Genomic DNA, 9,976 nt, shown 5'->3' on the forward strand with positions numbered 1-9,976 from the left:
TCACGACCCCTGCGAGGCCGAAATGCCGGATTCGCGGTGAGGCGCGCCTCACACCCCGTGCTTGCGGCGCAGCGACCACATCTGCGGCGAGCGTTCGAGCTCGACGGAGACGTCCCACGGGAGGCCACCGGGGGCGGTCTCGCGGCGGAAGCTCGCGACCATCCGGCGGGCGAGGGCGGGGTCCTTCGCGACGCGTCCGGCGATCGCCAGCGCCTGCTCCTGCACGTCGCCGTCGTCGTATGCCGCCCAGGCCAGTCCCAGCGCCACGGCGCGGTCCCCGTCGACCTCGTCGCCGAACAGGCCGAGGGCTGCGGCGGCCTCGCGCCCGGCGGCCCGGTTGATGAGGGTGAAGTGGCCGCCACCGGGGTGGATGCCGATCTGCGCGAAGCCGGGCAGCAGCCGGGCGGTGCGCGACACGATGCGCAGGTCGGTCGCCAGGGCGAGGTTGAGGCCGGCCCCGACGGCGGCGCCCCGGACGGCGGCGACGGTCGGGACGCCGATCGAGCCGATCGTCGTGAAGGCGGCGTAGACCGTCTCGAGGTTGCGGTAGGCCTCGTCCTCGACTGGGTCCGTGCCGGTGTCGGCGAGCACGCTGCGGACCGCGCCGGCGCAGAAGTGCGCCCCGCCCGTGACGACGACGGCGCCGACCGCGTCGTCGGACTCGGCCGTGCGGGCCGCGTCGATGAGCTCGCGCGACATCTCCACCGACAGGGCGTTGCGCCGCTCGGGGGCGTCGAGGGTGATGAGCGCGACGCCGTTCGTCACGTCGTAGCGGATCTCGGTCATGCGGCGAATCTCCTTGTTCGAGTGTGCAGCTCGCCGCGCAGCAGGCGTCGAGCGAGCACTGTCACGTGTTGTCGTGCGGCGGGAACGACCCCGTCGACGGCTTGGCGCGACCGGTCGTGACGAGGGTCCAGAGCCGGTCGTGCCCGGCGGACGACGCGAGCGCCGTGAGGGTCTCGTCCCAGTCCTGGAGCGAGCCGTACTCGCTGCGGCGGGCGAGGATCGGGCGGGTCAGCGTGTGCAGCTCGTGCTCGAGCGTCGTGCCGATGGCGCCGAGGACCTGGTGCGAGCCGCGGACGACGACCGACGCCGCATGGCCGACGCACGACTTGGCGACACCGACGGCGAAGAGCATGCCCGGGTCGCGCCAGTCCGACGCCGCAGCCCGGGCGACGGCCGCGTCGGTGGCGGCCCGGGCGAGCGCGGTCTCGGAGGCGATGTCGGAGACGAGGTGCTGCACGGCCTGGAAGCGGCCGATCGGCCGACCGAACTGCTCGCGCTCGCGCACGTGCGTGAGGACGACGTCGACGACGCGCTCCATGGCGCCGACGACCTGCGCCGAGCGGGCCAGCGCGCCGCGCAGGTGGAACTGCTCGCCGATCTCGTGCGCGACGACGATGCCCGACTCGAGGTCGTCGAGGTCGAACTCGACCGTGTCACTTGGCTCCCCGGCCAGGTTGCGGCGCTCGTCGACGGCGACGCGGTCGACCGGGACGTCGGCGACGCGCCACTGGTCGCGGTCCTCCCAGAGGGCCACGATGCTGCTCGCGTCCCTCGCCCACGTGACGTTGAGCGCGACCCCGGACGGGTCGGGACGGCATACGGTGCGCAGGCCTCCGTCGTTGGGCAGGCCGGCCGCCTCGAGGAGCCAGCCTCCGAGGACGTCGTGCTCGGCGAGCGGCACCGGCGCGGCGGCCGCGGCGGCGAGCCCGAGAAGCGCTGCGGCGTCGACCCATCCGCCTCCGCTGCCCCCGGCGGACTCGGTCCCCGTCAGGCGGGTCATCCCGAGGTCCTCGAGCCGCTGCCAGAGGTCGCGGTCGAGGTCGACCACCGCCGTGGGCGTCGCGCGCGTGGCGCGGTAGTCGGCGAAGAGGTCGGTGAGCACCTCGACGAGGTCGGGGTCGGGCGAGGTCGGCTCGACGAGGTCGTCGAGGCCGTGACCCTCGTGGTGGTCGGTCATCAGCGCATCCCCAGACCGCGGGCGATGACGCCACGCAGGATCTCGTTGGTGCCACCCCGCAGCGTGAAGCCCGGACGCTGGAGGATCGCCGCGTGCAGGAGCGTGTCGAGCTCCTCGTCGAGGGCCCAGCCCGACGCCGTGAGCGTGTCGACGTAGTCGGTGATGTCGCCCTCCCCCGTCGTGCCGAGCACCTTGACCACGGCGGCGGCGGTGTCGGCGTCCTCGTGGTGCTCGAGGGCGTTGGCGACGGCGAAGGACATGTGGTGCAGCGCCGCGAGGCGCGCGACGTGCCGGCCGAGGCCGGGGTCGGTGGGCAGGCGCCCGTCGTCCATGGCCTGCGCCGCCGCCGCGAGCAGCTGGAAGGTGGAGAGCACGCGCTCGGGCCCGCTGCGCTCGTAGGCGAGCTCGGACGTCACCTGCGCCCAGCCCTGCCCGATCTCGCCCAGCACCCGGTCGTCGGGGATGAGCACGCCGTCGAGGTGCACCTCGTTGAAGTGGTGGTCGCCGCCCATGGAGATGATCGGGCGGATCGTGACGCCGGGCGCGCGCAGGTCGACGATGAACTGGCTCAGGCCGTCGTGCCGGTGGGCCGGGTCGAGCGGCGCCGAGCGGGCCAGGGCGAAGAACGCGTCGGCCTCGTGGGCACCGGAGGTCCAGACCTTGGTGCCGGTCAGGCGCCAGCCGCCGTCGACGCGGTCGGCGCGGGTGCGCACGCTCGCGAGGTCGGAGCCGGAGTCGGGCTCGCTCATGCCGATGCCGAAGACGACCTCGCCGCGGCTGATGCCGGGCAGGAACGCCTGCTTCTGCTCCTCGGTCCCGTAGCGCAGCAGCGACGGCCCGATCTGCCGCTCGGCGATCCAGTGCGCCGCGACGGGGGCCCCGACGACGAGCAGCTCCTCGGTGACGACGAACCGCTCGAGGTAGGTGCGGCCCTGGCCGCCGTACTCCGTCGGGATGACCATGCCGAGCCAGCCGCGCCGGCCGAGCTCCCGGGTGAAGTCGCGGTCCCAGCGGGTCAGCCACGTGTCGACGTGCGGCACGAACGCCCCGGCGGCGACCTGCTCGGCGAGGAAGGCGCGCACCTCGAGCCGCAGCTCGGTCAGCACGGGCAGCTCACGGGCACCCGGAGGCACGAGACGGGTCGACATCCTCACCTTCCTCACGCGACGTCGCAGCGGTTCGTGCGCCACTCTCCCACACGCTCCCCCGAGCAGGCCGAGGCCGTATGCGGTGTGGTCCCGTCCCGCCCGCCGCCCCCTCACGACCGGGCCGGGCACACCCACTCGAGTGGCCGCCGCGCCCCAGCAGCCACACCCACCACGGGACGGTTGTGACGACGAGGCCACTCGACGAAGCAGAAGACTCACTCGAGTGGCCGCCCGACCCCAGCAACCTCACGCGTAACGGACGGGTGTGACGACGAGGCCACTCGATGGAGAGAACACCCACTCGAGTGGCCGCCCCGCCCCACCAGCCCCACCCGCCACGGGACCCCTGTGACGACGAGGCCACTCGACGGAGAGAACACCCACTCGAGTGGCCGCCGCGCCCCAGCAGCCACACCCACACGGGAGGGACGTGCGGGCCGGTGCCGCGGGTCAGAGGCCGGTGGCGACGAGGTAGGCGCAGAGGGCCACGATCACCGCCGTGATGAGGGTCGCCACCGCCGTCGTGACGCGGTGGTTGACGAGGACCCCCATGAGGTCCCGGTCGCGCGTGAAGAGCAGCAGCGGCACGAGGGTGCCCGGCAGCGCGAACGACAGCACGACCTGGCTCCACACGAGGGCGTTGGTCGGCTCGATGCCGAGGCCCAGGATGACGAGAGCCGGCACGACGGCGAGCAGGCGGCGCGGCAGCGGCGGGATCGGACGGCGCCCGAAGCCCTGCATGACGACGTCACCGGTCTGCACGCCGACGAGCGTCGAGGCGAGTCCGGAGGCGAGGAGCGCGACGGCGAGCATCGTCGCGACGACCCGTCCCGCGTTGGCCGACAGGGCGGCATACGCCGTCTCGATGCTCGCCCCGGCCTCGGAGGGCAGGGCGGCGGAGAAGACGACGAGACTGACGTTGGCGATCCCGGCGACGGTCATGGCGATGACGACGCTGCGCACGGTGCGGCGGCCGGCCCGCAGGCGCTCGGCCTGCCCGACGTCCGCGGATCCGTCGTCGTGCCCGCGCGAGGCCGCCGAGTGGAAGTGCAGCGCGTGGGGCATCACGGTCGCTCCGACGATGCCGACCGCGAGCAGGGCGGCCGACGAGTCGAGCGGCCGCGGGAGCACCGAGCGCAGCAGGGCGACCCGGTCGACGTCGGCGACGAACACCTGCCAGACGAGGGAGGCGATGATGACGACGAGCAGCACGAGCACGACGGAGTCGAAGTGGCTGCGGCCGCGGACCTTGAGCGCGAGAACGACGAGGCTGAAGAGCGTCACGCACACGGCGCCAGCCATGAGCGGCATGCCGAAGAGCAGCCTGAGGGCGATCGCCCCGCCGACGATCTCGGCGAGGTCGGTCATGATGACGACGAGCTCGGCCTGCGCCCAGAGCAGCAGGCGACCGACGCCGGGGAAGCGCTCGGAGCTGTGCTCGGCGAGGCTCTTGCCGGTGACCATGCCGAGCTTGGCCGCGAGGTACTGGATCACCATGGCCGAGCAGCTCGCGAAGACGACGACCCACACGAGGGCGTAGCCGTGCTCGGCGCCGGAGGTGATGTTGACGCCGAAGTTGCCGGGGTCGACGTAGGCGATGGCCGCGAGCAGCGCCGGCACGAGGGTGCGGGGCGCGCTGATCGTGCCGCCGAGACCGCGGTCCGGCGACCGGTCGTCCACGCGCGGCTGCTGCGCCACTCGCTCACCCATGTGGGACAGCATCGAGCCTGCGGCGCGCCGGCGCCAACTCCCGACCCGTGGTCGAGACCGACGCCACACGGACGCCGCCCTGCCCGACCGGGTCGGCGGCCTCAGCGCGCTCCGGCGATGCCGAGCAGGGCCGCGATGCCCAGGGCGCTGCGCGGGTCGTAGGCCGCGGTCCACAGGCCACCGTGCACGGCGGCATACGCCTCGTCCTGCCAGGCGGTGGGCCGGGCCGGCGCGCCCGTGCGCAGGTCGTGCACGAGGAGGGCGGCCATCAGCGTGTTGGCCGTGCCGGGCTCGAAGACCTCGATGCCGAAGCGGTGCGCGCCGGCGTAGGCCGCCGCAAGCGCGCGGTTCTTGACGACCGAGCGGGTGCGCGTGGGCGGCGCGACCTTGAACGACACGAGCCCGCCGTCGGCGCGGTATGCCGTCGCCCGCCACCGCTGGAGCCGCTTGGCGAGCAGGTAGTTGGGTCCCTGCTGGAGCACGACGCTGTCGTTGATGCCGGGGTCCTGGCCGGGCACGTAGTTGCGGCGGAGCAGCCGGCCGCCGCTGACGGTGCGCAACGGCACCCGCAGCACCTTCGAGGTGCGCCGGTGCGCGTAGCTGTCGACGGAACGCTCGACGTCCGCGCCCGGCACGGCGAAGACGTCGGTCGGGGTGGCGAGGAAGGCGAGGGCCACGTCGTCGTGTCCCCGCGACGCGACGACCTGGCGCGTCAGGGCGTCGACGGCCATCGAGACCCGGACGTTGGTCTCGCCGTCGGCGTAGACGTAGTTGCCGATCGTGAGCGGCCCCTCGAGCGCGGTCACCCAGCGGGTCACGGCTGCGAGGTCGTGCAGCAGGTCGCCGCCGGCGCGCTCGGCGAGGGGCTCGCTCCCGGGCCGGACCGGCACGGTGATGGATCCGGCGAGCCGCCTCGTGTCGCCGATCAGCCTGTCCCACAAGTCCTTTCGCGGGAGGTCCACGGCGGCGACGTCGGCGCCCCACCGCAGCAGCGACCGGAGCGGACCCATCTCGGCCGCAGCACCCAGCACGACGACGGTGCGGTCCGAGAGGTCGAGCCAGTCGGGGTTGTCGATGACGAGACCCACGGCCTCGGCGCACGACGGCTCGACGACGCCCGCCTCGACCCAGAGGTCCAGACGGCGGCGGAGCGCGTCCCCCGAGAGCCGCTCCCCGGCATACGGCACCGACAGGGTGCGGTCCGGCGCGCCCTCTCCACGCACGGTCTCCGACTCCAGTGCCCGCGCGGGCGTGGCGGGGCCGAAGGCGGCATCGAGGGGGTGGTCCCCGGAGCCGTCGGACCAGGCCATCCGCTCGTGGAGGGAGTCGAGGCCACGACGGGCGATGCTCAGCGACGCCTCCGGGGAGGCGAGGCCCGCCTCGACGAGGCGACGGAAGTGCGGCAGGTAGCCCTGACGCCAGTTCGTCTCCCGCTCCGCCGAGGCGGCACCGACCGGGTCCACGTCACGCAGGGCGTCGGCGACCACGGCCCGCCCGGTGGCGGTCGTGCTGCGGCGACCGGACGTCGGGTCGAGGGGGAAGACCACTCCGCGGGGCTGGCTCATGCGCCCATCCTGCCGGGTCGGGGCGGCTGCGCGCCGCACCGCGCGACGTGGACGGCCACGTCGTCGCGCCGGGTCCGGGTGTGGTGCGCCACTCGATCCCGCCGGGCCGGCCGAACCGGAGGAATATGAGGACATGAGCACCAAGACGGCCGCCCTCGCGGCAGAGCTGGCGTCGGACCGGGCCAACGAGGTCGAGCGGATCGCCGGTCTGCGTCGTGAGTTCGCCGAGGTCGTCGAGGCCTCGGAGGCCAACATCGCCGACGACGAGCACGACCCCGAGGGTTCGACGATCGCCTACGAACGCACCCAGATCGGCGCCCTCATCGACCAGGCCGAGCGACACCTCACCGAGATCGACGCCGCCCTCGAGCGCATCGCCGAGGGCGACTACGGCCGCTGCGAGGTGTGCGGCGAGTCGATCCCCGAGGAACGGCTCCGGGCCCGACCGACGGCGCGCACGTGCATCGACCACGCGGGCGCGGCGGTGCGCCGCTGACGCAGGCGGCTCGGCTCCCCTGACCCGGGCGACCCGGATCCGTTGACGGCCGGCGAGCGGCGAGGGGCGATCGGCGGACCCGCGAGCCCGTTCAGCGCAGGCCCGCTCCGATGCGCTCGAAGGCCTGGTCGATGTTGCGCTCCAGGCGGCCGGCGCCGCCGTTCTGCTGGTGCTCGATGCACGCCCGCACGGCTGCGATGGCAAGGGCCACGGTGAGGCGCGGCTCGAGCGATGCCCCCGGCCGGACTCCGAGGCGACGCTCCAGGGCAGCCGTCAGGGCGTTCTCGATGCGGATGTTGTTGCCGACGAGGGCGGGCGCGAGCGAGGGCTCGCCGAGCAGGATGCGCCGGCGCTTGGCCCGGAGCTCGCGGTCGATCGAGGTCGGCGCGAGCATGCCGGCGAGGATCCGCCGGAGGGAGGCGAGCGGTGACTCGCCCTCCGTGTCCTCCTCCAGCGACGCGGCATACGCCTCGAGCTCCTCGGCCGTCGTGCCGATGACGGCGGCCTCCTTGGAGGGGAAGTAGTTGAAGAAGGTGCGCGCGCTGACCCCGGCCCGGGCCGCGATCTCCTCGGTGGTGACGGCGGCGAAGCCCTTCTCCTCGACGAGGTCGAGGGCGGCGAGGTTGAGCGCGCGGCGGGTCTCGCGCTTCTTGCGCTCACGCAGGCCGCACGCCTCGTCGGTCAGCAGGTCCGTGCTCATGGGTCCATGGTGTCACGCTCGATGCATCCACTGCAATTTTGCAGTCACTGCACATTCGGCGTACCGTGGTCGGCATGCAAGAGAAGACCCAGGGGGTAGCCACGGACACCGCGACCGGCTCAGCCGACGAGGCGGTCGCCGCCAAGGCACCCGGACTCGACCGCTCGACCCGCAACATCTTCATCGCGCTCATGCTCGGCATGCTCGTGGCGTCGATCAGCCAGACCATCGTCGGACCGGCCATGCCGCGCATCGTCGCCGAGCTCGGCGGCATCGACCACTACTCGTGGCTCGCCACGGCCGCGATGCTCGTCAGCGCGATCACCGTGCCGATCGTCGGCAAGATGAGCGACCTCTACGGTCGCCGCGGCTTCTACCTCGGCGGGCTCGTCGTCTTCATGGCCGGCTCGATCCTCTCCGGCTTCGCGCAGAACTTCTGGTGGCTCATCGCCGCCCGCGCCATCCAGGGCGCCGGCATGGGCACGCTGATGCCGCTGTCGCAGACGATCATCGGAGACATCATCCCGCCGCGTCAGCGCGGCAAGTACCAGGGCCTCATGGGCGGCGTCTTCGGCCTCGCCTCGATCCTGGGCCCGCTCGTCGGCGGCTTCGTCACCGACAACTGGGGCTGGCGCTACCTCTTCTTCATCACGCTGCCCGTCGGCGTCTTCGCCTTCTTAGGGATCAGCCGCTTCCTGCACCTCGAGCACACGCCGCGCGAGACCGTCGTCGACAAGGCCGGCATCGCCGCGCTGTCGATGACCCTCATCCTGCTGCTCGTGCCCACCTCGCTCGGTGGCACGACGCTCGACTGGGGCTCGCCCGCCATCATCGGGATGTACGTCGCCGGCATCGTCATGCTCGGCGTCTTCATCGCCATCGAGCGCCGGGCCGTCGAGCCGGTGCTGCCGCTGCGCCTCTTCCGCAGCCCGCTCTTCACGCTCTCCAACATCGCGGCCTTCATGGTCTCGGTCATGATGTTCGGCGCGATGATCTACCTCCCGGTCTACGCCCAGGGCGTGCTCGGCGCGTCGGCCACCAACTCGGGCCTCATCCTCATGCCGATGTCGGTCGCCATGATCGGCCTGTCGATCATCTCCGGCCTCGTCATCACCAAGACCGGCCGCTACAAGCTGCAGACCATCGCGGGCATCCTCATCATGGGCGTCGGCTTCTGGCTGCTGACCCAGCTGCACTACGGCTCGAGCCAGCTCGACCTGACGCTGTCGATGATCGTCTTCGGCGTCGGCCTCGGCATGGCGCTGCAGGTCTTCACGCTCATCATCCAGAACTCCTCGCAGCGCAAGGACCTCGGCGTCGCGACGGCCTCGACCCAGTTCTTCCGCAACGTCGGCTCGACCGTCGGCACCGCCGTCTTCGGCACGATCATGACGAGCGGCCTCGCGGGCAACATCGCCTCGCACCTGCCGGCCTCGGTCGTCAAGCAGATGCAGGCTTCGGGCCAGCAGATCAGCGCCGGCTCGGTGCTCGACCCGTCGGCCCTCGCGAAGCTGCCCCCGCAGGTCGCGACCGGCGTGCAGCAGGGCCTCGCAGACTCGCTCCACAACGTGTTCGTCTGGGGCCTGGTGCCCTTCGTGCTCGCCCTGCTGGCAGCCCTCTTCATCAAGGAGGTCCCGCTGCGCGACACCGTGCACACGCCCGACGAGGCCGGCATCGAGCTGCTCGACACCATGTCGCAGTCGGCACCCGACGACGAGCTCAAGGTGCCGCTCGGTCGCGAGGCCGGCAACACCCGGACCCACGAGCGCCTGCTCGGCCTGCGGCTCGGCCTGCTCGCCGACTCGGCGCTGCGCGGTGACCGTCCGCTCCTGACCCAGGCCGTGACCCGGCTCGGCGAGGGCGACCTCGACGCCGGCGCGGCGCTGCTGCACCGCACCTCCCGGATGCTGACGACCGAGGACGCCGCGCTCGCCGCGGAGACCGAGCGGTTCGCCGTCGAGGTCGCGGCCCGCGCCAAGGTGCCCGGCGGCATCCTCGACGAGGCACTCAAGCGCCAGCTCGCCACGGCCGTGGCCGAGCGCGACGCCCGCACCGTCATGACGACGCGCGAGCCGACCGTCGCCGAGCGCCACGAGGCGGTCGACATCCGGCTGCTGTCCAGCGTCGGTGACGACCTCACCGCCGCCTACCTCGTCGACCGACAGAACGCCCGGGTCGCCGAGCAGGCCGAGGCCGCCGTGCGCTGACCGCGCCCGAACCGGTCAGCCCCCGGTCACCGTCGAGAGGCCACTCTTTGCGGGTCCGGCGCAGGGCGGTTTCAAAGAGCTGTTGCAACGAGGTGGTGGTTGAGGGCTTCGGCGGGGTTTCTCCAGTTCAGGGTTTCACGGGGGCGCCCGTTGAGCTCGCGGGCGACCTCGTCGAGGTCGGCTTGGC

Annotated in this window: 8 protein-coding genes and 1 pseudogene; 2 read left to right on the forward strand and 7 right to left on the reverse strand. The window is 72.7% G+C overall.

What is annotated here, in order from left to right; genetic code table 11:
- Positions 1 to 48: 48 nt before the first annotated feature.
- The 5 genes from ABD297_RS10855 to ABD297_RS10875 all read right to left on the reverse strand — a co-directional run bounded on the left by ABD297_RS10855 (position 49) and on the right by ABD297_RS10875 (position 6,386).
- Entirely contained in the window at positions 49 to 786 is a 738-nt protein-coding gene (locus ABD297_RS10855; protein ID WP_344254942.1) for an enoyl-CoA hydratase-related protein, read from the reverse strand.
- Between the two features lie 61 nt (positions 787 to 847).
- On the reverse strand, positions 848 to 1,963 hold the full coding sequence (locus ABD297_RS10860; protein WP_344254943.1) for an acyl-CoA dehydrogenase family protein: 1,116 nt from the start codon (positions 1,961 to 1,963) through the stop codon (positions 848 to 850).
- The gene (locus ABD297_RS10865; protein ID WP_344254944.1) at positions 1,963 to 3,111 is read right to left on the reverse strand and encodes an acyl-CoA dehydrogenase family protein; all 1,149 of its coding nucleotides are present in this window, start codon (positions 3,109 to 3,111) and stop codon (positions 1,963 to 1,965) included. The genes ABD297_RS10860 and ABD297_RS10865 overlap by 1 nt, the downstream gene beginning before the upstream one ends.
- A 450-nt stretch (positions 3,112 to 3,561) precedes the next feature.
- Positions 3,562 to 4,821 (reverse strand): Nramp family divalent metal transporter, encoded by a 1,260-nt coding sequence (locus ABD297_RS10870; protein ID WP_344254945.1) that lies wholly within the window; start codon positions 4,819 to 4,821, stop codon positions 3,562 to 3,564.
- Positions 4,822 to 4,922: 101 nt separating this feature from the next.
- Positions 4,923 to 6,386 (reverse strand): hypothetical protein, encoded by a 1,464-nt coding sequence (locus ABD297_RS10875; protein ID WP_344254946.1) that lies wholly within the window; start codon positions 6,384 to 6,386, stop codon positions 4,923 to 4,925.
- 133 nt (positions 6,387 to 6,519) lie between these two features.
- Between ABD297_RS10875 and ABD297_RS10880 the strand changes: the two genes are divergently transcribed.
- Entirely contained in the window at positions 6,520 to 6,882 is a 363-nt protein-coding gene (locus ABD297_RS10880; RefSeq protein ID WP_344254947.1) for a TraR/DksA family transcriptional regulator, read from the forward strand.
- Between the two features lie 91 nt (positions 6,883 to 6,973).
- On the opposite strand, the gene ABD297_RS10885 is transcribed toward ABD297_RS10880, so the two are convergent.
- Positions 6,974 to 7,582 carry a TetR family transcriptional regulator gene (locus ABD297_RS10885; protein WP_344254948.1) on the reverse strand — a complete coding sequence of 203 codons (609 nt, stop codon included), beginning with the start codon at positions 7,580 to 7,582 and terminating at the stop codon, positions 6,974 to 6,976.
- 74 nt (positions 7,583 to 7,656) lie between these two features.
- Here ABD297_RS10885 and ABD297_RS10890 point away from each other — a divergent pair, with 74 nt between their 5' ends.
- Positions 7,657 to 9,789, forward strand: a complete 2,133-nt coding sequence (locus ABD297_RS10890) for an MDR family MFS transporter (protein WP_344254949.1) — start codon at positions 7,657 to 7,659, stop codon at positions 9,787 to 9,789.
- Positions 9,790 to 9,860: 71 nt separating this feature from the next.
- Here ABD297_RS10890 and ABD297_RS23705 read toward each other — a convergent pair.
- Positions 9,861 to 9,976 (reverse strand): annotated as a pseudogene (locus ABD297_RS23705) (IS30 family transposase); the annotation flags it as partial.

Source organism: Terrabacter carboxydivorans, from assembly GCF_039532035.1.
Lineage (GTDB): Bacteria > Actinomycetota > Actinomycetes > Actinomycetales > Dermatophilaceae > Terrabacter > Terrabacter carboxydivorans.

Excerpts from the sequence above, each read along its gene's own strand:
- ABD297_RS10855 (WP_344254942.1), bottom strand. The coding sequence starts at position 786 with ATGACCGAGATCCGCTACGACGTGACGAACGGCGTCGCGCTCATCACC.
- ABD297_RS10860 (WP_344254943.1), bottom strand. The coding sequence starts at position 1,963 with ATGACCGACCACCACGAGGGTCACGGCCTCGACGACCTCGTCGAGCCG.
- ABD297_RS10865 (WP_344254944.1), bottom strand. The coding sequence starts at position 3,111 with ATGTCGACCCGTCTCGTGCCTCCGGGTGCCCGTGAGCTGCCCGTGCTG.
- ABD297_RS10870 (WP_344254945.1), bottom strand. The coding sequence starts at position 4,821 with ATGGGTGAGCGAGTGGCGCAGCAGCCGCGCGTGGACGACCGGTCGCCG.
- ABD297_RS10875 (WP_344254946.1), bottom strand. The coding sequence starts at position 6,386 with ATGAGCCAGCCCCGCGGAGTGGTCTTCCCCCTCGACCCGACGTCCGGT.
- ABD297_RS10880 (WP_344254947.1), top strand. The coding sequence starts at position 6,520 with ATGAGCACCAAGACGGCCGCCCTCGCGGCAGAGCTGGCGTCGGACCGG.
- ABD297_RS10885 (WP_344254948.1), bottom strand. The coding sequence starts at position 7,582 with ATGAGCACGGACCTGCTGACCGACGAGGCGTGCGGCCTGCGTGAGCGC.
- ABD297_RS10890 (WP_344254949.1), top strand. The coding sequence starts at position 7,657 with ATGCAAGAGAAGACCCAGGGGGTAGCCACGGACACCGCGACCGGCTCA.